Below are 24,923 nucleotides of genomic sequence, written 5' to 3' on the forward strand. Positions count from 1 at the left end.
CTGCGTTTGAGACTCACAGCGCGGACCGACTCGCGCCGAGCGCCGCCTCGGCTTCGTGCGTCGAGACCCGGGCGGTCGGCTGATAGTTGAACGCTCCCTGCCGCCCGAAGGATTCCACGCCGAACTGGCGCAGCGAATCCACCAGCGCCGCGGCCCTCGCCGCCGCTCCGTTGCGATAGATCGGATAGGCATTGGCGAGCATCTGGCTGCCCTCCAGCTTGAGGTCGCCGTCGAACAGCCCGTTCAAGCGGACATGCGCGCGGAAATCCGCCTCGGCTTGGGCGGCCGAATGCCCGATATGGTCGGCGATGACCTCGACCGCGAAATACTCGCGGCCATTAGCCGGCCCGTAGAAATCCGAGTAGACGGTCAGGCGCTTCCAGGCGCCTTCATGGGAGAAATTGTAGAGGATGGACTCCCGGAAGCCCCTTTCGCCGGAGAAGCTGAAATAGAGGCTCACCAGCGTGATCGTCTCGAGTTCCGCCTCGCCGAAATTGATTCCGCACAGCGCCGCCGCACGGTCCAGCGGAATTGTCGAGATGACGCGTCTCGCGCTGATCGTGCCGTCCGCGAACCTGACGCGGAACCCCTGTCCCGAACGCTCGATCCCCTCGAGTCGGGTCGACAGGCGGAATGTGACGCCACTCGCACTGAGGCGGTCGACCGCCGCGGCGTAGAGCGTCGAGAAGCCTTCTTTCGGGCGAGCGAGCTGCCGGTTCGTCGGCGCGCCGCCCTTCGGCTTCCGCAAGCGGGCGGCAAAGGCGCGCAGCGAGGCGTTTTCGCTGATCCAGAGCATCCGCTTGCGGGCGAGCTCGATATCGATCTGCTCCGCCGGCACGCCGTAAAAGCGCTTCATGTAGGATTCGAGCCCGGTCCGGTGCAGCAGATACCCGCCGATCCAGTAGCGCGCGAAATCCCGTGCGTTGCGCATCTGCCGCTGGAACAGCCGGGCATAGATGACGGAGGCCGCGATGCAGATGAGGACCCAGAGGCCGGCGGCCAGAACATCGTCCCTCGGCGAGATCGGATAGGCGGTCACCTTCCTCTGCGGGTTCAGCCGCGCCCAGCTCGGGTCGATCGGCACATAGCGCGGCAGCAGCTCCGGAAAATGAGCGAGCAGCGGCGAATCGTCCTGGAAGATGAGGCTGCCGATGTCGAAGGTGTAGCCGCCACTCGACCAGTCGATATGGTTCCCGCCGACACGGGCGTATTCGTCGACGAGGAGGAGACGCCCGCATCCCTGCGCGCCGAGGACCGAGGCGGAGACGAGCCCGGATATGCCGGCGCCGAGCACGACGGCGTCATAGTGCTCGACCAAGCCTTCGACGTCTTCCATGTCGCGGGCAACCGCGTCATCCATGGCTCGTCCCTTCTCATCCCTGCGCCACCGGATCGGTGGCCAGATGGATCGGGCGCGACGCTCCGGATCCAGAAGTATCCGGCAAAAGACCGGGCGCGTCGGCATCACTCCGGATCCCAGCAAGACTTAGGCCAACGTTCGGGAATGCGACTCGGCATCTTTCTGCCGCTGCGGCAGAGGCGCGTGACTGCGCTGGCACGATCTTCGCTTTACCTCAGCCCAAGCGGCTCTGGCTCTGGAACGAGGATTCCGACGTGCGAGGCCCAAGCGAACTCAACAGCAGGCTCGATGGTGTCAGCCTGATCTCCACGGACGTCTTCGACACGCTGCTGTTGCGGCGACTGAGATCGGAGCGCTCGCGGATCGTCGAAGGCGAAAGGCTGTTTGCCCGGTTTCTCGGCGAACGCGGCTTTTCGGTTTCCGTGGAGAGGCTCGTCGACCTCCGCCTTCGCGCGCAGGCGCTGGCCCACCGCGCCGTCAATATGAACGGAAACGGGGAAGTCGGCTTTCTCGACATCACCCGACGCCAGCTCCAGGTGCTGGGGCTGCCGGAAGAACTGGCGCAGGACCGGCTCGGCATCGAGATCGAGGTCGAGAAGCGATCGTTGCGACCCAACCGTGCCCTGGCCGCAGCGCTCCGGCGGTCCGGCCTGCCGGTTGTCGCGATCAGTGACACGGGCTTGCCGGCGGCGGCCATAGCCGGCTTGATCGAGCATCATCACGGGCCGGAATTGATCTCCCGGGTCTATTCAAGCGCGGACGAGGCGGCCACCAAGCGCCAAGGCGACATCTTCCTCCAGATCCTGGCTGCCGAGGAGGTCCCGCCGCACCGCCTGCTCCATGTCGGCGACGACGCCATCGCCGACCATGAAGTGCCCTGCGCATTGGGCATCAGGACGCTTCATTTGCCGCGAGCCCGGCTGCGCCGCCGCGTCTCGCGTATGCACGGGGCCGCCGCCGAGGCGCGCCGGCGCCTCGGCCGTGCATGGGTTGGCAGCCGGCTGGCCCTGCCCACGCCGGGAGATACCGCCAGCTTCGCCGGTGCGGTGCTCGGTCCGATCGTCGCGGAATTCTGCCTCCGGATCTGGCTCTATGCCGATCAGCTCCGAAAGGATGACGACGCGATACTGCTGTTCTGCGCCCGTGGCGGCCTCGGTATTCGGGAGGCGTTCGAACGTCTGCTCGATCGCTTGCATCTGCGGCTGGATACGCCCCGGGAAAACCTGCTGATCTCGCGTCTCGTCGCGGCGCGCGCGGCGATCGCAAGGCGCAGCCCCGCCGCACTCGAGGAACTGAGCCGCGAATTCCGGGACAGCAGCTTTGCCGACGTGGCGCAGGCCTTGAGCGGGCGCAATCGCGAGCTGCCCGCCAACTGGTCCGAACCGTTTGTACCGGACCAACTCTACGATCTCTTCAAAACGCCCGCAGGCCAGCAGGTCGTGGACGATATCGACGCGCAGAACGCTCTCTTCCGCCGGCACCTGAAACAGGTCTCAGCCGGGCGAGGACGGCTGGTGCTCTGCGATACCGGTCTCTACGGCAGCACCCAGCGGCTCCTCGCCGACGGGTTTCCGGAACTGTCGATCGAAACCGTCCAGCTCGCGCGGTCCAACTACAAGGGCCATTCGGAGGCGCATTTCCCGCGGGTCGTCGGCCTTCTCGTCGAGCAGGATGTCTACAGCCCGTTCCAGGTCGAAACGACCGTCTTGCGCTACTGGCAGCTCGTCGAAAGCCTGTTCGAGCCGGCCATCCCCTCGGTACGTCATTTTCATGAAGACGCCGCGGGCGATGTGCTGGCGAATTCCGGCTGCGTCCGCCGCGAGGCCGTGGATGTCGCCGCCGGCAACGCGCTGCTGCGGGATGTCCTCGCCTATATCGATCAGATTCCCGACGGCGCGACGCTCCTCGACGATGCGGAGCGCGCGTGGCCAAGGCTGAAGCAGGCGATCACCCGCCCATCGACACAGGATCTGCACGCGCTTGATGTCGGCCGGCGCTCGGTCGATTTCGGGCGCAGCGGTGTCGTCGCTGCAATCAACGGCAACAGCCCCGGCCATGCGCTAGCGCGCCTCTCTGCGGTCCGGTCGCATCTCTGGCGGGAAGGCGCCATCGCCCGCGAATTCCCGCATCTGCGCCCGGCGCTGCTGCTGGCGATGGAGGCAGGCTACGCGGTGAGAGGATTGTCGGCACAATGGCTGCGGTGACCGCTCCCGGGCGCCCCATGAACGTCGCGATGCTGCTCAGCTGCGGCTCCTTCGAAGGCTTCTTCGGCGGCGTCCAGGGCCAGACGCGGGAGACGTATCTGAAGAGCTATCGCGGTGATTGGTCCTGGTACTACGCCCGCGGCCTCGTCGAGAACGGGATCAGGCCGACGCTCTACATTCCCTCCCTCCGCGAGAGCGGGCGCTACGAAACGGAGCTCGGTGTCGCCGTGCGCTTCCTGCCGCTGGCGCGCTGGTATGTTCCGGCGGAGCGGGTCTGGCTCAAGCGGCTGAGCCGGACCAACCCGCTGTCGCTGTATCTCGACGAGCGCCTCAACACGATCGCGTTGATGAAGCCGCTGCGCGAAAGCCTGAGCGCGGACGAAATCGACCTGCTCTATATCCAGGAATATTGGAGCGGGCGTTTCGACCATGTCGTGACGCGCGTCGACATCCCCGTGACCGCGGCGGACCATGGCGGCGTTTCCAGGGGCGTCCTGAAGTGGTTCAAGCGCCGCAGCTTCGCCAGGACGCCGTTCGTCTACAGCCAGACGCCCAACGAATGCGACATCGTCCAGGCCTTCGGCGGACGATCGAAGCTCCAGCCCAATGGCTGCGACACCAGCGAATTCTCGCCCGACCCGGGCCGCCGGCGCGACAAGACGATCCTCACCGTCGCGCGCTTGACCGACAAGCAGAAGCGGACCAGCGACCTCATCCGGGCGCTCGCCCTGCTGCCGAAGGAGTGGCGCCTGGATATCGTCGGCTCGGGGCCGGACCTCGCCAAGCTGCAGAAATGCGCCGCCGAGGCGGGGGTCACGGAGCGTGTCGTCTTCCACGGCTTTCTCGGCCGGGCGGCAGTGCGCGAGCTTTTCCGCAGTTGCGGCGTCTACGCCATGCCGTCCTCGAACGAAGCGGTCGCCATCGCCGCGCTCGAGGCCATGGGCTGCGGCGCCTCGGTGGTGCTGAGCCGGATCCGCGCCTTCGAATGGCTGGTCGAGGACGGGGTCGATGGCCGGCTGGTGCCGGTGGCAGACCCCGCCGCGCTTGCACTGGCCATCACCGATGCCTGGAACAGGCGCGAGCAATTCGGCGCGGCGGCGGCGGCAACGGTCCGGCAGCGCTTCGACACCCGCAAGCTCTATCGGGAGCTGGCCACTTCGCTGCGTGCGGCGGCTCATGCCTAGGTTCCCTCTCCGTGCCCGGATTTGCGGCAGCCTTCCTGAAAAGGCCCAAACATGCTCGCTGTGAAGACCTTCAAGGGCGCGAGCTGGCTCATCCTTTCCCGTTTCGCCGGGCGCGCGATCGACATGGTCACGATGTTGGTCCTCGCCCGCATCCTTACCCCCGCAGATTTCGGGACGACCGCGCTCGCCATGAGCCTGGTCGCGATCGTCGATACCGTGCTGGAAGTGCCGGTCAGCCAGGCTCTGACCCGGCTGCGCACCATCGACAAGAGCCATCTCGATACCGGCTTCACGCTCGGCCTCGCGCGCAGCGTCATCGTCGCGCTGGCGATCCTGCTGGTGGCGCTGCCCTTCTCGTTCTTCGGGGCGCATGAGCAATTCCTGCCGCTGGTGCTGGTGCTCTCCATCGCCCCCGTTGCCCGAGGGCTCTTCAGCCCCGGCATGGTCGCGTATACGCGCGAACTTTCTTTCCGCCCGATGTTCGTGGCCGAGTTCATCGGCAAGGTCGTCGCCTTCGCCGCCGCGATGGCGACGGTCTTCGCCGGCGGCAGCTTCTGGGCGATCGCCGTCAACTTCGTCGTGGCGCCGACCGTCGCCTCCGCCGTCTCCTATGTGCTGTCACCCTACAAACCGTCATTGTCGCTGGCGCGCTTCTCGCATTTCTCCAGCTTCGTCGGCTGGTTCACCGCTACCCAGGTCATTTCGGCCCTGAACTGGCAGCTCGACCGCGCCCTGATCGGCGTGACGGCCGACAAGGCGACACTCGGTCACTATGCCGTCGCGAGCGACCTGTCGGCGGCCCCGACGCAAAGCCTGATCGGCCCGGCGCTCCAGCCAGTCATGGCCGCCTTCTCCAAGATGAATGCCGACCCGCCGCGATTGCGCAGGGCCTTTCTCAAGGCGGCCCGCATCGCCATGCTGCTGGCGGTTCCGGCCGCGTTGGGAATAGCTCTTACCGCCGATCTCCTCGTCGCGATCCTGCTCGGCCCGAAATGGACCGGTACAGCCCCCTTGCTGCAGTGGCTGGCGCTCGCGGTGCTGCCGATCCCCTATTTCCAGACGCTGTGTGCCCTGAGCATGGCCGTCGACCGGCCTTCCCTTCTGGCCCGGCTGAGCGTCATCGATCTCGGTTTCCGGATCGTCCTCGTCTCGCTCGGCGTCTTCCTCGCTTCCGCGACGGGCGCCAGCATCGCGAGGCTCGCCCTCTCGGGCATCATGTTCGCCTTCTATCTCGACGCGACCCATCGCCTGATCGGCGTCGGCGTTGCCGAGCAGTTGAAGAACCTCTGGAAGGTGCTGGCCGCGGCAGCCGTCATGACCGTGGTCGTCCTGCTGCTCCGCGAACGTCTTTCGCCTCTCGGCCTGCAAGCGGTGCTGGAATTCGGGATCATCGCGGCTCTGGCGGCAGCGACCTATGGCTGCACGCTGCTGATCCTCGGCATCAGGCTCATGGCCGGTCCGAGTCGGCTGGAGCTCGTCGACCGCTGGTAGAGTTCAGTTCATCAGCGCCTTGAGGAAGCCGAGCGGAGAGCGCCGGCCCGGCTGCAGGCGATAACCGAGCAGGCGCACGGCAAGGCTGGGCGGCAGAACCGCCGCGAGCGCGAAGAAGAGGGTCATGACCGCCTTGATCTTCGCCGGGTAATATTCGCGCCAGAGGCTCCCGATCAACGCCGGGAATTGGCCCCGGTCGAGGCGGTTTCCGGTCGCGAGAGCCAGATAGAAGCTCCGCTCCCGGTGGAAGTAGGCCTCCTGCGCCTGGACCAGCGGCACCGTCACATCGGAGCGGGCGACGACCTGCCGCAGATGCTCCATCCGCCGAGCGAAACGGACGAGATCGCGACGCAGCAATCCGGGGTCCAGCGGCTTGCCGAGGCCCGAATCGTTGGCGGCGTGCACGCGATAAAGCGCGAGCTCCTCCGGGAGACTGACGACATCGCCGAGGAACGGAGCGGCGAACAGGATGACGCCATCCGCCGCCCGGTCGTAATCGGCCTCGCGCAGCAGCTCGCAAACATCGCGGCGAAAGACGTTCCCGGAGGTCGGCGGGGTGGTGTAGACGCCAGTGCGCAAGACGCGCTGCACCAGGTGATCACGATCGCGGCCGGCGGACAGGGGCGGAAAGGCAGCCCCCACCCGCTCGCCATTCTCGTCGATCCTGGCCAATTGGAACTGCACCTTGGCGACACCGGCATCGAGATGCGGAAGGATCGCAGCGAGCGCGCCGGGTTTCAGCTCGTCATCGGCATCGAGAAAGAGCACGAAGGGGGCGCTGGTCTGATCGAGCCCGAAGAGGCAGGCCGCCCGCTGGCCCCCATTGGCGATGCGGAACGCCGTGGCGCCGGTTTCGCGGATCGCATCCCACGACCCGTCCGTCGAACCGTCATCGACCACCACCAGATCGCATTCGGCGCAGCTCTGCCCCTGAACGCTGCGGATCGCCCGCCCGACGAAGCGCTCGTAGTTCCAGCAGGTGATGATGACGGCGATCCGCGGTGCGGGCGTGCGCCGGTCCTCGCGCATGCCGACGCTGCGAGTCTCAACCTCCCGAGTCTCAACCTCCATGGACGTACCAGCCGTCCCACTGCGAATACTCCGGAAAGCGCCGCTTGAAGCCGTGTTGCGCCAGGAACGCGTCGATCTTGGGCTCCTGCGGGCTGTTGCTGTGCTCGACCGAGAGAAGGCGCACCTGCCGCTTTCCGAAGTCGAAGGCTTCGAGAATCTCGAGCTCGCTGCCTTCGGTGTCGATCGACATGTAGTCGATGACCGAGGGCGCGGCGTGATGGTCGAGCAGATCGTCGAGGGAGATCGTCTCGACTTCGATCGGCGTCCCGGCCTGCCGAACCGCAGCGAAATGGTCACGTCCCGCGCTCGCCGAAATGCCGCTCAGCTCGGGATCCTCGGTCGCCATGAAGCCGAGGGTTTCGCCCGACCGCGCATAAACGCAGCGCTTGTCGACCGCGCCGCTGCGATTGCGGTCGAGGGCGTCATGCCAGACGGGGTTTGGCTCCGCCAGGATGCCGCTCCAGCCGAACTGTTTCTCGAGCCGCCAGCTGTTGCTGTTCGTCAGCCCGTCCGTCGCCCCGAACTCGACGAAGAACCCGCCGCGCATGTCCGAAAGCTCGTAGGCGACCCAAAGATCCTGCAGGATCTGGGACTTTGAGCTGTCGAGGTTTTCGAAGACGTAGGCGAGAAAGCGGACCGCATCGTCTTCGCGCAATTGCATGATCTCGGGCCGGCGCAATCGCAGGGCGTTGAAGACGATCTGACGGACGTCGGGCCGAGCGGCCAGGGCGCCTACGGCACCTGCCGCCATCCTCTTGGTCGTTCTAGTCAGCATGTCTTCACCTCTCGACAGCGGCAGCTAGGCCGCCGCGTTGCTCAGGACGGCACCGATGACGTTCGCTCCCCCGGCTCGAAGGGAGCGCGCAGCCTCCGCGACCTCGTCGATGCGCGTGCTCCCGGCGACTGCGACCAGGATGACGGCGTCGGCGTGCTGGGCCAAAGCGAGCGTATCCATCTCGCTGCCGACCGGAGGCAGATTGAGCAGCACGTCGCCCTTCTGCCTGACGGCGTCGATCATGGCGTCCACGCACGGGTCGTTGAAGTCAGCGAAATGGTTCAGATCCTCGGTCGCGGAGAGAAGAGGCAGGACCGAAACATCGTCCAGCCTGAAGCAGGACAGCTGAGCGGGCAGCGCGCGATGGGCCAAGGCGTCGACGACGGTCACGGCCCCGCCACCCTGAAGCTCATAGCGGTCCGGGCCTTCCGTATTCAGCACGGTGACATGCGTCCCGCTGCGGCCGATCACCCGCGCCAGATTCATCACCAGCGTCGTTGTGCCGGCTCCGGTGTCACAGGCGACGAAGGCGACGACCATGTTCTCTCCCGGCCTGCTGGCGGAGCAGGCCAGCGCCACCGCGGTGCGCAGCCGGCGGACGGCCAATGCGTAGGCGCTCGTCGGATGCGTGACGGCGAGGCGCTCCATTTCCGCCTCGGACCGACGCCTTGCGCCGCGACCGCCGTTGCCCTGCGGGATGCTGGCCAGGCAGGGCAAGCCCGCCTGCCGCGGCAGATCGCCGGAGCCGCGCAGCTTGCGATCGAAAGCCCCGACGAGCGCGGCCACCATCAGGCCGCTCATCAGGCCACCGATCGCCCCGAGCAGCAGGATCAGCGTCTTTCGCGGTGCCGAGGGCGCGAGCGGACGTAGCGCGGCCCCGATCACCCGGGCATCGGCGTCCGGCGTCGGCCCCGCCGGCACGACGCCCTCGTTCAGGGCACGCCCGGCGGCCTCGACCTGCGCATCCAGCGCGTTCACGCGTCCCTGGAGATTCTCCGCTCCGTTCCGGGCGAGCTCGGCCTTGAACGAGACGGATTGCCAGATATAGGCCGAGGCGGCGGCATTCACGACCTGAGCCGCGAGGGCGGGATCGGACGACGAATAGGTGATCTCGACGACATAGGATTGTCCGACGCGCCGGGCGGTCAGGCGTCGCGCGAAATTCTCGAATGCGACCTGCCGCGTCAGGGCCGCGTCGGGCGCCGGCGACGAAGCTTCGTTACCAGCGTCCTTGTTCTCACCGGGGTTTTCGCCGGTCACGGCACGCCTGCCTCCCCGCACCTGGCTACCGGCGACCCGGCGCATCCAGTTCGAAAGGTTTCCGAAAGCTGCGCCCCCCTGCGGGAGAAACTCGGGCTTTTCGGCCAGGCCGAGCCCCTCGAACACCGCATTCAACAGGCGCTCCGAGCGGATGACCTGAATCTCGCTGTCGGCACGGTTGAGGTCCAATGTCCCTGAGCCCGCCTGCTCCCCGACGCCGCGAGACACCCCGCGCCTCGGCTCGAGCAGGAGCGTCGCGGTGGCGGAGTAGATCGGCACGGCCGTGTAAGCGTAAAGGCCCGCGGCGAGGATGCAGAGGCCGGTCCACAGACCGAGCGGGACCGCATAGCGCCGCACCTTGGCTCCAACCGATCTCAGCAAGGCGAGCGGCCCGTCCTCCGCCGGCGCGGTGGAAACCTCGTCGATCGGCCAGACCGTTTGCAGGCGACGCCCCCCCGTGAACCCCTTATGCATCATGCCCTCTCCGAACCGAGTGTGATCGATGCCGCCCGCTCCGGCTGGACATGCCCCCGGAGCACGTCGGCGATCGCCAGTACGTTGCCCCGCAGGCGTCCACGACGGTCGATGAACGGCTCCGGCCAGGCGGCCTTGCCGATGTTGCTCGCCATGTTCCGGAACAGCTGCCCGGCGACTTGCGGCAAGGTCATGGTTCCCTTCCGCAGCATGTAGAGCGGATTGACGACCTGCGAGTAACCGAGGCGGTCGCCCGCGATCCGGCCGCTCTTGACGCCCATGTGCACGCCGACGAGCTCTGCGGATTTGGCGACGCGACCGCCCTTCCTGGCGAGCGCGGCGCCGAAGTCCCGGTCCTCGAGCCAGCCATAGAGCACGAGGCGCTCGTCGAAGCGCAGATCGCCGAGCTGCGAAACACGGAAGGCCATGTTGCAGCCATAGGGGCTGTAGCTGTCGATCCAGGACCAGTCGCTGCGTGGAACATGCTCGACCAGCCGGCTGGCCTCCTCGAAGCCGATGCCCGGCCCCGTGGCGCCGTCCGCCAGGACGCGGCCTGTGAGCGCGGCCACGTCGACATCGTCCCGGAAGGCCTCCGCCGCCCGCGCCAACCAGTCCCGGTGCGCGACGAAGTCATCGTCGAAGAACACGACGATCTCAGCTCCCGGCGGCAGCCGGGCCAGCGCCGTATTGCGCTGGGCAGCCAGCCCTGCCGGGCCGGTCACGATCGTCACGTCCGGGCTGCCGACGAGATCGCCGGCATCCGAGCTGCTGCAACAGGAGACGATCACGTCATCCGGCTTCAGCGATTGCTGCGCGAGGAGATGCCCGACGGTGCGGGAGACCACATCCGGGCGGCCCCGCGTGGCGATGACGACGGCGATTTGCGGCCGCCGCGACAGGTTGGCCGCTCGCCCGGAGAGCGACGCCGCAGGCTGGCGAAGCAGATCGAGATAGCCGGCGCCGGTCTGCGCCCAGGAGAAGGACGCCACCTGCTCGCGCCCTTTCCCGCTCAGCTCCTCGCGCAAGCCGGGAGACCCGGCGAGAGTCAGAATTGAGCTGATCCAGGTCTCCGGCTGCGTCGGTGGGGCCAGGAGCGCGGCATCGCCGCACACTTCGGGCATGCTCGCGCAATCGGACGAGACCACGGGGCAGCCGCGTGCCATCGCCTCCACGATCGGCAGACCGAAGCCCTCGGTCAGCGACGGAAAGGCGAGGCACAGCGCCCTGTCCATCAGATAAGCGAGATCATCGTCGGACAGGCGGCCGAGGAGGTGGACATTGGGCGCCGCGCGCAGCGTTTCCGGCGCGAAGATGTCGCCTTCGCCCCCGGCGATCAGGACATCGATGTCGCTTTCAGCGAGCTGGGGAGCGATATCGATCAGGAGCTTCAGGTTCTTGTGTCGCGCCCGCGAGCCGAGCGCCAGCACGAAGCGGCGGCCCGCTCTGTCCGCGAGCAGCAGCGGCGCCGTCTCGGCGCGCTCCGGCCGCCAGGCAAGGGCATGTTCGTGGCCGTTCGGCAGCACGGCGATCTCTTCCGCCCGGATCGGCAGGTAGCGGGCGAGCTGCCGCGCCGAGGCCTGCGACACCGTCGCGATGCGGGCCGCGCGGCGCACCAAAAGCGGCTGCAACCGGGTGTAGAGTTCCCGGAACGCCCGGCCATAGCTGCCGGGAGCGGTGAAGACGTTCGCATCGTGGATGCAGATGATCTGCTCGCCCTTTGCCAGCGGCGCGGTGTTGCAGAGGTTGAGAAGCGGACCGGAGAACGAGATCGGCAGTTCGAGCTGCTCCCAGCCATGGCCGGAGAGACGGCCTGTGCGGGTTAGCGGCAGCGCTTGAAAGCCAGGATCGTCGACACGGCGCGGCCCGATGATCGCCGCAGCCTGTCCGCGCTCGACAAGCGCCGCGTCGATCGCGGCAACGACGTTGCGGGCGTAGCGCTGCACACCGGTCACCCGTTGCGTCAGAAAGCGGCCGTTGATGGCGAAGCCGGTCGTGGAACTCATGCCGGCAGCCTCCTGCCGGGAAAGCCGGGGATCATCGATCTCGCGGTATCCGTCTCGCCCTTCGGCCGTGCGGCGGCCAGCGCGGCGAGCATGTAGAAGAACAGGCCCTGGTCGATCACCGGGCTGACGAGCATGTCGCCCAGCAGCAGGCCGATGCAGCCGTGGCGAGCGGCGAGGCGCACATCGGTGGCGAAGCTGCCCGGAATGCCCTGCCGCATGAAAAGCGCGCTGGCGAGAAAGGCCCCATAGAAGAGCGCGCCGGGAACACCCACCGTCGCCAGCAGGGCGACTGCAAAGCTCGACGCCCTGGCGGTGCCGAGCCCGACCCCGATGCCGTGGGTATCCAGGAAGTTCTGGAACGATATCGCATTCCAGGCGCTGCGCTCGATGCTGGAATCCGAAGACGATTTGTCGAGGAGAACCAGGTTGAAATAGTCCTGGATGATCTGGGACAGCGTTGGTTCCAGCATCACGCCGATGCACACCGCGACCGCGGCGGCCGGTGCTGCGACCACGACCACCGCCGCCGTGCGACCGCCCGGCCGCTGCGCGCGTAGGACGGCAGTCGCGTAGAGCAGCAGCAACATCAATGGCGCCCCGGCGAGCCCGGTCGACGAGGTGGAGAAGACAAGGGAGACAGCCGCGCAGACGGCAAGGCCTCCCGTCAGGAGCGTGTATCGACCGCAGAGGAAAAGCGTCCCGGTCAGGCCGAACACGCCGAGCGTGGAGCGCGCGAATGCCGAGGCCTCCGGAAACGAGCCCGCAATGCGCTTCATTCCGGCGACCTGATCCTCGGTATGCATCACGTACTGGGCGTTGCGCATGAATTCGAGCACGGCCTGCGTGCCGGAATAGAAGGTCGCGAGATCGATCGCCGCGAAGGCGAGATTGGCGGCGCAATAGGCCAGGACGCCCTTCAGAACCGCCTCGAACCCCTTCTGCGTCGCGGCGATCGCCACGACCGCAAGGAAACAGACGAGATTGGCGATCAGATAGACGCTCTGCGTGAGATTGCTCGAGACCGGCGTCAGCGGCACAGTCGAACCATTATCCTCGTAGATCGAGGTTCCCAACGCGACGATGTCAGTCGTGCCCGCCAACAGGCGCGGCACGAAGAAGGCGCTGGCGACCCCATATATCGCGAGGCAGGCGAGCCAGAAGCCGGGCTCATCGGGGTTGAGCGCCCGGATCGCGGTGCTGGCCTCCCGCCTGCGGCTGAGGGCCGCGATCACGACGAAGCCGAGGAACAGGTGGCCCGGCTGGACATTCGCCCCGCCGACGAACAGCGCGCAGGCCGCGCCCAGCACGGCCGCGATACCGAGGCCGACGAGAGAGGCTTCGATCGTGGAGAGAAGGCAGGCGATCCCGATGAGGACCGTGACCAGGCCGATCGGCTCCAGCATCATGTCCGGCGGCCTCCCGCATCCTGCTGGAGGAACTGCTGGCTCCGATGCCCCGCGACCTGCCTGCGCCCGCCATCCATGGCTATTCCGCCAGAACCATCAGGGAATAGCCCCCGAGCATGCGGACGGCGAAATCCGGATTGACCGAATAGAGGAGCCGGCGCGGCAGCCGCATCAGCTGGCTGCTGAAGGCCTGATTGGGAAGCTCCAGCCGGCTCGCCGTGTATTTGTAGTCGAGGACGACGTATCCGCAGTCCTTCAACGTCGCGAGGACACTGTCCTTGAAGAAATAGTGTAGATGCCCGACGCTCTCCCTGAGCCCCATGATCGGCCAGGCCCGCAGAACCGATTGAACCGAAAGATCCAGCGGAACGTGGATCACCTTGTAGCGGGCACGGTCCTTCAGGCTCTTCAGAAAGGAAATGTAATCCTCGACATGCTCGACGACGTCGGCGATGACGAGGATATCGAAATGGGGCCCATCCTCTTCGATCAGGTTCGCGAGATGGAACCGGACACGATTGGTCTCCTTCGATTTCGCACGCCGATAGGCATGCGGCGAGATCTCGTAGCCCGAAAACCTTGCTTCGGGGAACGCGGCGGCGAGGTTGAGCAGAATCTCCCCCGTACCGCAGCCGACCTCGCAGATCGTCTCGAAGTCGAGATCGTTCTTCCTGATGATCTCGGCGACATGCTTCGCCTTCCAGGGCGAATCCTCTTCGTGCCAGTTCGGATTCCGGTCGGCATATTGCTCGGTTTCGTAGATCGTCTGCACGGCACTCACTCAACAAGGGTTGCGGGGGCTATCGCGCTCTGCGAGCCCGGGCGAACGCGTTCCCGGTGCGTTGGCGATGCGGTCCCTGTCACGACGCATTCCTCAACCTCCCGCCGGGGCGAGCTGCGGCGTGAGTCCGGAATGCAGGACCGCTTTCCGCATCGTGTTCGGCAGCGGCTTCAGCAATTGCTCGATGTGCAGCTTGATCTGCGTTTCGAAGACATCCCGCGAAAAACCATGCGCATAGTCGGCGATCGCGCCGGAATCCCAGGCGATCGCGCGCGCCCGGTTGTCGGCCGCGATGATGGCTTCGACGCTCTGCTCGTCGAAGAAGATGCCGGTCTTGCCCTCGATGACCGTCTCGGTGGCCCCGCCGCGACGATAGGCGACGACGGGACGACCGCTGGCCATGGCCTCGAGCGGAACGATCCCGAAATCCTCCTCGCCGGGGAAGATCAGCGTTCTGCACCGGGAATAGTGATGCCGCAGTACGTCGAAGGGTTGCGGTCCGAGAATCCTGACGTTCGGCTTCGCAAGCCGGCGCAATTCACCCAGCATTTCGCCGCCGCCGATGACGACGAGCTCACGGCCGGATTCGTTGAAGGCCTGGACCGCCAGCTCCGGCCGCTTGTAGCGCACGAGTTCGCCGACCATGAGGCTGTAGTTCTCGACGGCCTCGTTCGGCACGACCTCGAACRCATCGACATTGACCGGCGGGTTGATCACCGCAGCGGCCCGGCGATAGTAACGGTACAGCCTTCCTGCGACCGTCTCCGAATTCGCGATGTAGTGATCGACGCGGCTCGCGGAATTTGCATCCCAATTGCGGATGTAATGCGCGAAAATAGGCATCATGCATCGCGTGATGAAACCCGATCTCTCGCGATAATCGTGGAACATGTTCCAGATGTACCGCATCGGCGAGTGGCAGTAGCAGATGTGCATCGATCCGGGTGGAGGCACGATGCCTTTCGCAGGCCCGGATTCGCTGCTGATGATCAGATCGTAGCCGCGCAAATCCAGCTGCTCGAGCGCGAGCGGCATCAGCGGCAAATACTTCTGATACATCTTTCGGGCCCGGGGCAGGCCATTGATGAAGCTCGGAATGACCCGATGCCGCCGAATTTCCTCGGAGACGGCCTCGGGCACGTAGACATGCGTGAAGATGTCCGCGTCGGGATAGATGCGGCACAGCGACTCGACGACCTTCTCGCCGCCCCGCATGCCGACCAGCCAGTAGTGGATGATCGCGACCTTCATGGCGCCGCCTCCGCTGTCGTCCTGTGGGACCGCACGCCCTGCCGCGTATCGGCAGCCGGCGGAGAGCATCGCTTGTGCAGGCATGAAAGCTCGAGGCTGGAGACGAGGCCCGAATTCATCGACTTCCCCTCCCCGAAAGCACGGCAGGAACGGTCTGCACGAGGATCTGGAGGTCCAGCGCGAGGGTCCAGTCGCGCGCATAGCGCGCATCCAGCGCCACTCGCGTGACATAACCGCAGTCGCTGCGCCCGCTCACCTGCCAGAGACCGGTCAGGCCCGGAGGCACCGAGAAGCACTGCGAGAAAGCCTCGCCATATCGCGCGATTTCGGCTTCCACGATCGGCCGCGGCCCGACGAAGCTCATCTCCCCGGACAGGATGTTGAGCAGTTGGGGCAACTCGTCCAGGCTCGTGCGCCGCAAGAATTGCCCGAGCGGCGTAATGCGTGGATCGCAAGAGAGCTTCTGATTTTCTGTCCACTCCCGCGCGGCCTCGGAGTCCGCTTCCAGGAGGTCGTTAAGCGCCTTTTCCGCGTCGCATCGCATCGTCCGGAACTTGAGACAGGTGAACGGCTTGCCCTGTCTGCCGACCCGCCTCTGACGAAAGAGCGCCGGGCCGCCATCGGATGCGCTGATCACCGCCGAGAGCGCGACGAGCAACGGGATCAGGAAAGCCAGAAGCACGAGCGCCAGAACAACGTCGAACGAACGCTTGGCGGCACGTTCCGCAGCAGACCGAACTTTGGGATTCAGCCGCGTACCGACTGGACGCGGAAGAGAAAGGCCAGACGGTCGATTTGATTTCGCCATGGCATCACCCTTGGCCGTAAGACGACAACGTCGCTTAAGAAAATATCAACCCAAGTTAAACAAACTTCAAGATCAATTTAGTTGCTGATTACTATTTATACTATCAATACATGAGATGATGCTTTTTCAACCAGCCATCAGAAAATACCCTACAAAACGAGAACGAAAATGGCTCTAAATTCATCGCTTTGCGACCGAGCGTATTACGACAATTCATTCGCCCAATTAATTTGCATTACCTTGGGTTAAATTGAGCCACTCCCTTAGGGAATGTCACCCTGGACACGGCATTGCCGACCATCCGCCTATGGCAGCACGAAGAGAGCAATCCGGCCTACAGGAAGGGGAGAGGTAGCCCAGACCCAACCACACCAAATTCAGGCGGGGGCGCTGCTGGCGGTCTAATTCGGCGCCGCGATCGAGGCGGGCCGCGCCACGCCCTGGAACCACCCCATGACGATGGCGTACTGGATGATGTCGGAGCGGCCGTGAAGTTCGAGTTTCCCGGTCGCCCGGATCTTGTAGGTTTCGACGGACTTTGTCGTCAGGCCCAGGCGCGTTGCGATCTCCCTGCTGCTGTAACCGAAGGCAACCAGCCTGAGGACCGTGACTTCACGCTCGCTGAGCACCGTTCGGTGACCGTTCGAGCCGCCGGCCAGCTGTCCGCCGGCACGCACCCCTTGGCCCTCGACATACTGGCCTCCCCGGCGGAGCGCCTCGACCGCACGCAGCAGGCTCTCGCCCGGCGAAGTCTTCAGGACATAGGCACGCGCCCCGGCCGCCAAGGCCTCTCCGATATGGCGATGGTCGTCCTGCTCGGACAGGCAGATGATGCGCGCATTGGGGAATGCCTGGACGAGGCACCTGATGAGCGAAATCCCGCCTGGCACAGCGTCGACGATGATGATGTCGGGGCACGCCTCGCTTATCAGAGGCAAGAATGCCCCAGCGGAACTTGCTTCCCCGACCACCTCGATATCGGGCGAGCGGCCGAGAAACGATCGCACTCCGGCCACGAGGATCGGGTGTTCGTCGCATATGAAGACACGCAGCTTCGTATCCGAGGCCAAACTCATGGCGTCCCTTTGGTCAGGTCGTCGCTTCCACTCTCCTCCCCCAGTCTTTTTTTATAGATTCATTGGATCTCAATTTTGCTTCACGCCGGCATCATCGCTCTTCCGCCTGTCGAGCGACAGCAAATCAGGCGCGATGGCCTGCAATTGCGGACGCTCGACCTTGATGAGATCGCCGGGTTGCACGCTTGACGTCTCCTCGGCAGCGAACTGCTTCGTCAAACCACCTTCCCGGCGGATCAGAACGATCGACATGCGGGACGCGGCGCGCGACTGCTCAGTTTCGAGCCGCGGCCCGATCGTACCGGATTCGTTGATCAGCAGCTTGAGCGAGCCGATCCGATCATCGGCCTGCTTGAGGCTCGTCTGCGTCTCCCGCAATTCCCTGCTGACGTCCGCATCGCGCTGGTTCTGCAGATCAAGGCTGTTGCGTTCGGTACGGGCAATCTCCTGCTTGGCCCGCGCCATCGCCACGATCAGGTCCAGCGACTGGCTCTCGAGCTGGGCGAGGTTTTGCTCGACGGCGAGCTGGCGCGGGCTCACCGCAAGCCCCTTGCTCATCAGGGTGTTGATGTTGTCGAGTTCGCGGCGGACCAGATCGACCTGCTTCCGCTGATTGGTCTCCTTGGCCCCAAGCGTCCTCAACTCATCCTCGAGCAGCGATCTCGCCTGTTGCAGCAGCGTCAACTGGGAGAGCAGCGCGGTCCGCCGGGCGTTGAACAGCATCGTCTCCTCCCGCATGCCTTGCGCCGCGGACGGGGCATCGGGGTAGCGCTGCAGGGCCTGCGAGAAGGCAATCGCATCGGCCTTCTGGGCTTCCGCCAACAGGCGGTCGCGGCGCAGAAGCAGCGCGAGCCTTTGCGTCTCCTGCAGGCGGATTTCTCCGTCCGCGACGATGGTCTCGCGCTCGAACCGCGCGAGAGCAAATTCGGCCCGCTGGAAGCCACCGGCGATGCTGATGGCCTGAAGCGCGTTGAGGCCCGGGCGGTAGGCGTATTCGCCGGGCTTCTCGACGGCCCCGACGACATAGATCGGCCGATACTGGGCGATCTCCACAGCCGCGGCGGGAGCATTGACCAGCCCTGCGGAGACCTTGAGACGATCCGCGATGAGCGCCGCGATCTCGTCGGTCGTCCTGTTGTCGACCGACACCGATCCCACGATGGGGAGCGAGATCAGCCCGCCGGAATTGACCGTGAACTCGCCGCTCAGCCCCGTCCATTCAAAGACTTCGCGAGAGTTCGGCCTCCATTCGGAAACCTTGATCCTGACCTTGTCCGAGGGGCCGACCCGATAGCTGGGCTCGCCGGCCATAACCGTCGAAACAAAGCAGAAGGCGCCGACAACAGCGGCAAGCAGGGGCGCGAGCCGTGGCGGCACGATCCGGCAGTTCGACGCGGTGGCAGATCGACGAAGCACCATTGACGCCCTCGACAGCTACAAGGGCGTCTCATAGCAAGTTCTCTGCCAAGCGCCGGCGGAGTTCACCTGGGCTTAACGGCCATGGCCGATGATATCGAGCGGCTGGCGGGATTCGAGGCCCTGATTCAAATTGGTGCCGGCCCGCGGAGCGCGTATAGTCCTGACGAGGCTTCCTGCGTCGTCAGAGAATGGTGGCCGATGATTTTTGTCCTGTTCCTAGCCGCATTGATCGGCGGTGGGCTCACGGTCGTCATGGCCTGGCCGCTGGGGCCGTTGCCTGCCGTCATGCTGGCCTCGCTCGTCGCGAGCTGCGGCGCATTCGCTGCGGCGATGATTGTGGCGCGTCTCGCGAACAGGCCCGGCGACGAGCCCCGCACCGGCCTCCGCTCAGCGTTGAATCGTATCTTGCCGCGCTGATTGGCACATCAATTGCTATCTCGACGTCGGGAGGTCCCTGCCCCATGTCGATGATCACGCGCTTCCGCAGGCCCGATCGCGATCAACAGACGGATGACGGCCGGAACCAAGCGGTTCGGCTCGCGCTGTTGAGGGCCAGACGCAGCCTGGAGCAAGAACGGAAAGGGCTCGATCGACGCCTGGAGGAAGCCAGGTTGCGCGCAGCATCGCTTCTGGGAAACGAGAGCGGCATCTACTTCGAGCGCGAGCCGGAGGACGAGCAGATGCTGTCCGAGGCGGAAGCCCAGATGGCCTATGCCAGCCGGCGGCTCGCCGATCTCAGAACACAGTATCTCGCCTTCTCGAACATGCTCGCGGCGCTGCCCGGGCCTTCAACGAGTCTCGACAAGCGGCACGGCCTCCGTTCCCGTATCGCTGGCGGCTTCTATCTGCTCTACCGCCGCATGGCCCGTCGACAGAGCCGAACCTGAGCCGCGGAAATCGGTGGCGCTCCCTAGGGGACTCGAACCCCTGTTTTCGCCGTGAGAGGGCGACGTCCTAGACCGCTAGACGAAGGGAGCAGCGCTGGCCGAGGGCGCCTATGTAGTCGGACCACCGCGCCGCCGCAACTGCTTTTTGCGGTGATCCCGACAAAAGATTCGTGAAGCGCGACGACGCCGTTTCGCATCCGACCACAGAGATACGCGGCGGGATTGCCCGCCTCTCCGGAACGTTCGATGCTGAGGGCCATCCGCCGGACGCGCCTTCAGGCCGCTCCAGCGGGCAGACGCCGCAGGGACGGCCTTGGGGAAGCGGTTCGTGACGCAGGGCGAGCAGCGACGATATCCACTCCACGCCGTCCTTCGGCGCGGACACGCCGTGCTCAGGGCCGGGCTCGGCAGCCTGGTGTCGGTCGTCTATCCCCCGATCTGCATCGCCTGCCAGGCGGCGACGGGCGAGGCGCAGGCGCTGTGTCCGGCCTGCTGGAGCGGCATGGGCTTCATCGAGCGCTCCTATTGCGAGCGGCTCGGCACACCCTTTGCCGTCGATCTCGGGGCGGGCCTGTTGTCGCCGGCCGCGATCGCCGATCCGCCCGTCTTCGCGCGGGCGCGGGCCGTTTGCCGCTTCGACGGCGTGGCGCGCGAGCTGGTGCACCGCCTGAAATACGGCGATCGCGTCGAGCTGTCCCTGACGCTCGGCCGCATGATGGCGCAGGCCGGCCGCGAACTTCTCGGCGAGGCAGAGATCGTGGCGCCCATCCCGCTCCACCGCACGAGGCTCTGGAGCCGGCGCTTCAACCAGGCCGCCGCGGTGGCCGGCGTCGTGGCCCGTCAGGCAGGGCTTCCGCTCCGGCCGACGGCCCTCGTCCGCGTCAAGCGCACGCGCCAGCAGGTCGGGCTCACGCGCTCCCAGCGCGCCGACAACCTCCAGGGCGCGTTCCGGGTGCCGGATGCGATGCGGCCGCAGGTCGAAGGCCGGCGCATCCTGCTGGTCGACGACGTGCTGACCACCGGCGCGACCGCCAATGCCGCGGCCCGTGCCCTGCTGCGGGCCGGTGCCCGGGAGATCGACATCCTGACATTCGCGCGGGTCGTGACGGATGGCCGGGAAATCACTACATGAGATCAAGCGCTATCAAGAGAGACTCCAGCCCATGCCGCCGGTCACGATCTACACCACCTCCTGGTGCCCCTATTGCAAGACCGCCAAGTCCCTGCTGACCCGGAAGGGGGTCGCCTTCACCGAGATCGACGTCGACGGCAAGCCGGATCTGCGGCAGACGATGACGGCAAAGGCCGGCGGGCGCACGTCGGTTCCGCAGATCTTCATCGGTGAGCGCCATGTCGGCGGTTCCGACGACATCCATGCGCTCGATGCCCGTGGCGAGCTCGACAAGCTGCTGGCGGCCTGAGCGGGACGCCCCTCCGGGCTTCCTGCCGTGCTACCCTGCCGTGCCTATTTGCGCTGGTGGCCAAGCGCCACCATCTGAGACGATATGATCCGTTACACCCTCATCTGCGACAATGCCCACGAGTTCGAGAGCTGGTTCTCCGGCTCGGCCAGCTTTGAGGAACAGGCCAGGCGCGGTTTCGTGACCTGCCCGCTCTGCAACAGCGCGAAGGTCGAGCGCGCGGTGATGGCGCCGAATGTCGCGCGTACCGATCTCGGCCAGCGCGCAGCGGCCGAGCCCGCAGCGGAAGCTCCCGCGCCGTCGGGCACGCCTGCGCCAATGGCCCTGATGAGCGACAAGGAGATCGCCTTCCGCGAGATGCTGACCGCGCTCCACAGCCATGTCCGCGAGAATGCGGAGCATGTCGGGACTCGCTTTGCCGACGAAGCCTTGAAGATCCATCACGGCGAAACGGAAGCGCGTGCGATCTATGGCGAGGCGAACGCCGACGACGCCCGCATGCTGCATGAGGAGGGCGTCGATTTCCTGCCCCTGCCGCGCCTGCCGAACTCGGGGAACTGAAGCGCCTTCCACCGCGACGGTCGCCAACGACACATCGATGATCACGATCGACCTTTGATCGAGAAACGGTCGGGAGGCCGTCGAATTGCCGGCAAGCCGCTCCGCGATCGCGCCCCTGCTCCGGCAATGATGACCGATCCGTAACGCGGAAAAATGAAAATTCGCCGCGCCGTCCATCATAATTTTTCTTGTTTTACCAACATGTTAGAATATCCATAGCCGGCGAGATCACTCGCCGCGGCCACCTTTCATGGCTCGGCCCTTCCTTCCGGGATTAACTTTCTGTTAAGTGTTTCGGGTTTCCTTGCTGGTGATCCCGGTGTGCTGCGTCTGGCCACCGAGGATCCTGAACCCAGGAGTTACCGCATGAAGCGGGCCGCGATCGCTGCACTTGGTCTCCGCTCCGATGGGGTGCTCCGGTACGGCGGCCGCAGGTCGATCCCGCTTCTGATCGCGCTGGCGGCGCCCGCCTTGGGTGCCTGCAGTATGTCGCCGGTCGAGACCGCCGCTGTCTCCGCGCCGACGGCGAAGGACCCGACTGTCGCGCGCAAGCGCGCCGTCGCTCTGGCCAAGGCCGATCCGCGCGAAAAGGAATGCCTGGTCCGCGCGATGTATTTCGAATCGAACCGCTCGAGCGAAGCCGGCCTGCTCGGCGTCGGCACGGTCGTGATGAACCGGGTCGAATCGGCGCGTTATCCCGAGACGATCTGCGGCGTGGTCGGAGCTCCCCGCCAGTTCGCGTCCGGCGTCCTGACACGCCCGATGCCGGAACGCACCCGGCCGCAGATCGAGGCCATCGCGGACGACATCCTCGATGGCCGCCGGAACGAGGCGGTCGGATCGGCCAAGCACTTCCACATGGCCGGCATGCGCTTCGGCTACGCCAACATGCACTATGTGACCGTGGCCGGCGGCAACGCCTTCTACCTCAAGGGCGAGCGCCCCGAGCGCAAGCGCATCGAGGAGCCGACGATCCAGCTCGCATCGGCATCCACCTCCGTGCCGCTCACGACCGCTTCCCCGGTCGCCTCCACCTCCTTCGCATCGGCGCCCCTGGCCTTCGCGCCTCAGGCTGCCACGCCCAGGCTTCCCGCGGTCGAGACGCCGGCCGTCATGCTGGTCAAGAACGCGCCGCTGCCGCCGGGCCGGCCGATCGATCTCGATCTGCCGAAAGCCGCACGCGCCTTCGCCGCTCCGCCGAGGCCCGACCGCCGCCTGGCTTCGCTTGAGCTGCCCACCGTCGAGATCAAGGGCAGCGTTTCGCCGCGATAGGCGCGCGACGCCCGCTTGGCTCGGCTTCCGGCGCGTTGGTCCATCGTTCGGCCGCCTGCCGAAGGAGCTGCGCGTTTCCCTGAAACGCGCTCTGCCCGCGTGAAAAACCCGTCATCCTAACGTCGCACGCGACAGCCGCGACGCTCTGGCGTTATCCTCGCCGCAGTGCAACATTCAGATTGCTCTGCAATACCGGGAAACGCCATGACCGCGACGAAGACCGGCGGCCAGCAGACGGCGCGCGACAAGCCCTGGATCTTCCGCACCTATGCCGGTCATTCCGACGCGGCGGAGTCCAACAAGCTCTATCGCAACAATCTCGCCAAGGGACAGACAGGCCTCTCCGTCGCCTTCGACCTGCCGACCCAGACCGGCTACGATCCGGATCATGTGCTGGCGCGCGGCGAGGTCGGCAAGGTCGGCGTGCCCGTGAGCCATCTCGGCGACATGCGGGCCTTGTTCGAGGATATCCCCCTCGCCCAGATGAACACCTCGATGACGATCAATGCGACGGCGGCCTGGCTGCTTGCGCTTTATGTCGCGGTGGCCGACGAGCAGGGGGCCGACCGCAAGCTGCTGCAGGGCACGACGCAGAACGATCTTGTCAAGGAATACCTCTCGCGCGGCACCTATGTCTTCCCGCCGCGTCCTTCCATGCAGCTCACCACCGACATCGTCGTGTTCGCAGCGAGCGAGCTGCCGAAATGGAACCCGACCAATGTCTGCTCCTACCACCTGCAGGAGGCCGGGGCCTCGCCGGTGCAGGAGCTATCCTTCGCGCTGGCGACCGCGGTGGCGCTGCTCGATTCCATCCGCGCACGCGCCGAGGTGAGCCCGGAAGAATTCCCCGGCATCGTCGGGCGCATCTCCTTCTTCGTGAACGCCGGCATGCGCTTCGTCACCGAGCTCTGCAAGATGCGGGCTTTCGTCGAGCTTTGGGACGAGATCACGCTCGGCCGCTATGGCGTGGCCGATGAGGCGATGCGGCGCTTCCGCTATGGCGTGCAGGTCAATTCGCTCGGGCTGACCGAGCCGCAGCCGGAGAACAACGTCTACCGCATCCTGATCGAGATGCTGGCGGTGACGCTGTCGCGGAAGGCGCGTGCCCGCGCCGTGCAGCTCCCGGCCTGGAACGAGGCGCTCGGGCTGCCCCGGCCGTTCGACCAGCAATGGTCGCTGCGCATGCAGCAGGTCCTGGCATACGAGACGGACCTGCTCGAATTCGGCGACATCTTCGACGGCTCGACCGTGGTCGACGCCAAGGTCGCCGAGCTCAAGGCGGCCGCGCTGGAGGAACTCGCCAAGATCGACGACATGGGCGGCGCGCTCGCTGCCGTCGAGAGCGGCTACATGAAGCAGGCGCTGGTCGAGAACGGCGCGCGGCGCATCGAGGCGATCGAGCGCGGCGAGCAGGTCGTCGTCGGCGTCAACAGGTTCACCAGCAGCGAGCCCTCGCCGCTTTCGGCCGGCGAAGGCAACGTCGTCACCGTGCCGGATTCGGTCGAGATCGAGGCGATCGCGCGGCTCAAGGCCTGGCGCGCGGCCCGCGATACGAAAGCGGCAGAGGCGGCATTGGCCGATCTTGCAAGCAGCGCCCGCGAGGGCCGCAACGTCATGCCGGCCTCGATCGTCTGCGCGAAAGCCGGCGTCACCACCGGCGAATGGGCGCAGACCCTGCGCGAGATCTTCGGCGAATACCGCGCCCCCACCGGCGTCGACACCAAGAAGCTCGGCGACGCCGCAGGCCTCGCCACAGCGCGCGCAGCCGTCGAGAAGGCGACGGAAAGGCTCGGCCGGCCGCCGCGCTTCCTCGTCGGCAAGCCGGGTCTCGACGGGCATTCGAACGGCGCCGAGCAGATCGCCGTGCGCGCCCGCGATGCCGGCATGGCAGTGAGCTATGGCGGCATCCGCCAGACGCCAGAGGAGATCGTCACCGAGGCGAAGGCGCAGGATGCCGACATCATCGGGCTTTCCATCCTCTCGGGCTCGCATCTGCCGCTGGTGCGCGACGTCACAGCGCGGCTGCGCGTCGCCGGCATGAACGTGCCGGTCGTGGTCGGCGGCATCATCCCGCCCGACGACGAGAACGCGTTGCGCAACATGGGCGTGGCGCGGGTCTATACGCCGAAGGATTTCGCACTGGACGGCATCATCGCCGATGTGGCGGGGCTGGCGGCGAAGGAGCGGTAGCCGTCATCCCGTGCGCGCTGCGGCGTGTA

21 protein-coding genes and 1 tRNA gene are annotated in these 24,923 nt (G+C 66.0%); 10 read left to right on the plus strand and 12 right to left on the minus strand.

Annotated features, from left to right (window positions below; genetic code table 11):
• Positions 1-13: 13 nt before the first annotated feature.
• The gene (locus AC1DVA_RS05470; RefSeq protein ID WP_476805257.1) at positions 14-1,360 is read right to left on the minus strand and encodes an FAD-dependent oxidoreductase; all 1,347 of its coding nucleotides are present in this window, start codon (positions 1,358-1,360) and stop codon (positions 14-16) included.
• A 35-nt stretch (positions 1,361-1,395) separates the two neighbouring features.
• Between AC1DVA_RS05470 and AC1DVA_RS05475 the strand changes: the two genes are divergently transcribed.
• The 3 genes from AC1DVA_RS05475 to AC1DVA_RS05485 are packed head-to-tail and all read left to right on the plus strand — an operon-like array spanning position 1,396 to position 6,239.
• The gene (locus AC1DVA_RS05475; RefSeq protein ID WP_476805258.1) at positions 1,396-3,564 is read left to right on the plus strand and encodes an HAD family hydrolase; all 2,169 of its coding nucleotides are present in this window, start codon (positions 1,396-1,398) and stop codon (positions 3,562-3,564) included.
• Complete coding sequence (locus AC1DVA_RS05480; protein WP_476805259.1) at positions 3,552-4,748, plus strand: glycosyltransferase family 4 protein; 1,197 nt, start codon at positions 3,552-3,554, stop codon at positions 4,746-4,748. Before AC1DVA_RS05475 ends, AC1DVA_RS05480 begins: the two co-directional genes overlap by 13 nt.
• Positions 4,749-4,799: 51 nt before the next feature.
• Positions 4,800-6,239 carry a lipopolysaccharide biosynthesis protein gene (locus AC1DVA_RS05485; RefSeq protein ID WP_265051479.1) on the plus strand — a complete coding sequence of 480 codons (1,440 nt, stop codon included), beginning with the start codon at positions 4,800-4,802 and terminating at the stop codon, positions 6,237-6,239.
• A 3-nt stretch (positions 6,240-6,242) separates the two neighbouring features.
• Here AC1DVA_RS05485 and AC1DVA_RS05490 read toward each other — a convergent pair whose 3' ends face one another.
• The 10 genes from AC1DVA_RS05490 to AC1DVA_RS05535 form a co-directional block, all read right to left on the minus strand.
• The gene (locus AC1DVA_RS05490; RefSeq protein ID WP_265051478.1) at positions 6,243-7,310 is read right to left on the minus strand and encodes a glycosyltransferase family 2 protein; all 1,068 of its coding nucleotides are present in this window, start codon (positions 7,308-7,310) and stop codon (positions 6,243-6,245) included.
• Positions 7,300-8,085 (minus strand): FkbM family methyltransferase, encoded by a 786-nt coding sequence (locus AC1DVA_RS05495; protein ID WP_265051477.1) that lies wholly within the window; start codon positions 8,083-8,085, stop codon positions 7,300-7,302. Before AC1DVA_RS05495 ends, AC1DVA_RS05490 begins: the two co-directional genes overlap by 11 nt.
• Positions 8,086-8,109: 24 nt before the next feature.
• Positions 8,110-9,819, minus strand: coding sequence for a P-loop NTPase family protein (locus tag AC1DVA_RS05500; protein ID WP_476805260.1), 1,710 nt, complete (start codon positions 9,817-9,819; stop codon positions 8,110-8,112).
• Complete coding sequence (locus tag AC1DVA_RS05505) at positions 9,819-11,822, minus strand: glycosyltransferase (RefSeq protein WP_476805261.1); 2,004 nt, start codon at positions 11,820-11,822, stop codon at positions 9,819-9,821. The genes AC1DVA_RS05500 and AC1DVA_RS05505 overlap by 1 nt, the downstream gene beginning before the upstream one ends.
• Complete coding sequence (locus tag AC1DVA_RS05510) at positions 11,819-13,228, minus strand: hypothetical protein (protein ID WP_476805262.1); 1,410 nt, start codon at positions 13,226-13,228, stop codon at positions 11,819-11,821. Before AC1DVA_RS05510 ends, AC1DVA_RS05505 begins: the two co-directional genes overlap by 4 nt.
• Positions 13,229-13,307: 79 nt before the next feature.
• Positions 13,308-14,000 (minus strand): class I SAM-dependent methyltransferase, encoded by a 693-nt coding sequence (locus AC1DVA_RS05515; protein ID WP_476805263.1) that lies wholly within the window; start codon positions 13,998-14,000, stop codon positions 13,308-13,310.
• A gap of 102 nt (positions 14,001-14,102) precedes the next feature.
• Complete coding sequence (locus AC1DVA_RS05520; protein WP_476805264.1) at positions 14,103-15,260, minus strand: glycosyltransferase; 1,158 nt, start codon at positions 15,258-15,260, stop codon at positions 14,103-14,105.
• A 115-nt stretch (positions 15,261-15,375) separates the two neighbouring features.
• The gene (locus AC1DVA_RS05525) at positions 15,376-16,068 is read right to left on the minus strand and encodes a sugar transferase (RefSeq protein WP_476805265.1); all 693 of its coding nucleotides are present in this window, start codon (positions 16,066-16,068) and stop codon (positions 15,376-15,378) included.
• 401 nt (positions 16,069-16,469) lie between these two features.
• On the minus strand, positions 16,470-17,138 hold the full coding sequence (locus AC1DVA_RS05530) for a LuxR C-terminal-related transcriptional regulator (protein ID WP_476805266.1): 669 nt from the start codon (positions 17,136-17,138) through the stop codon (positions 16,470-16,472).
• 75 nt (positions 17,139-17,213) lie between these two features.
• Positions 17,214-18,563 carry a polysaccharide biosynthesis/export family protein gene (locus tag AC1DVA_RS05535; RefSeq protein WP_476805267.1) on the minus strand — a complete coding sequence of 450 codons (1,350 nt, stop codon included), beginning with the start codon at positions 18,561-18,563 and terminating at the stop codon, positions 17,214-17,216.
• 81 nt (positions 18,564-18,644) lie between these two features.
• On the opposite strand from AC1DVA_RS05535, the gene AC1DVA_RS05540 reads away from it, so the two are divergent.
• Positions 18,645-18,980 carry a hypothetical protein gene (locus AC1DVA_RS05540; protein ID WP_476805268.1) on the plus strand — a complete coding sequence of 112 codons (336 nt, stop codon included), beginning with the start codon at positions 18,645-18,647 and terminating at the stop codon, positions 18,978-18,980.
• 194 nt (positions 18,981-19,174) lie between these two features.
• Positions 19,175-19,450 (plus strand): hypothetical protein, encoded by a 276-nt coding sequence (locus AC1DVA_RS05545; RefSeq protein WP_476805269.1) that lies wholly within the window; start codon positions 19,175-19,177, stop codon positions 19,448-19,450.
• A 14-nt stretch (positions 19,451-19,464) separates the two neighbouring features.
• Here the strand turns inward: AC1DVA_RS05545 and AC1DVA_RS05550 are convergent.
• A tRNA-Glu gene (locus tag AC1DVA_RS05550) sits at positions 19,465-19,540 on the minus strand.
• A gap of 298 nt (positions 19,541-19,838) precedes the next feature.
• On the opposite strand from AC1DVA_RS05550, the gene AC1DVA_RS05555 reads away from it, so the two are divergent.
• The 5 genes from AC1DVA_RS05555 (at position 19,839) to AC1DVA_RS05575 (ending at position 24,894) form a co-directional block, all read left to right on the plus strand.
• Complete coding sequence (locus AC1DVA_RS05555; protein ID WP_476805270.1) at positions 19,839-20,582, plus strand: ComF family protein; 744 nt, start codon at positions 19,839-19,841, stop codon at positions 20,580-20,582.
• Between the two features lie 31 nt (positions 20,583-20,613).
• Positions 20,614-20,871, plus strand: a complete 258-nt coding sequence (grxC, locus tag AC1DVA_RS05560; protein ID WP_476805271.1) for a glutaredoxin 3 — start codon at positions 20,614-20,616, stop codon at positions 20,869-20,871.
• An 84-nt stretch (positions 20,872-20,955) separates the two neighbouring features.
• Positions 20,956-21,432 carry a DUF1178 family protein gene (locus tag AC1DVA_RS05565; protein WP_476805272.1) on the plus strand — a complete coding sequence of 159 codons (477 nt, stop codon included), beginning with the start codon at positions 20,956-20,958 and terminating at the stop codon, positions 21,430-21,432.
• Between the two features lie 366 nt (positions 21,433-21,798).
• Positions 21,799-22,704 carry a cell wall hydrolase gene (locus tag AC1DVA_RS05570; RefSeq protein WP_476805273.1) on the plus strand — a complete coding sequence of 302 codons (906 nt, stop codon included), beginning with the start codon at positions 21,799-21,801 and terminating at the stop codon, positions 22,702-22,704.
• 204 nt (positions 22,705-22,908) lie between these two features.
• On the plus strand, positions 22,909-24,894 hold the full coding sequence (locus AC1DVA_RS05575) for a methylmalonyl-CoA mutase family protein (protein WP_476805274.1): 1,986 nt from the start codon (positions 22,909-22,911) through the stop codon (positions 24,892-24,894).
• Positions 24,895-24,923: the final 29 nt, after the last annotated feature.

This window comes from Allobosea sp. P4_C6, from assembly GCF_056402015.1.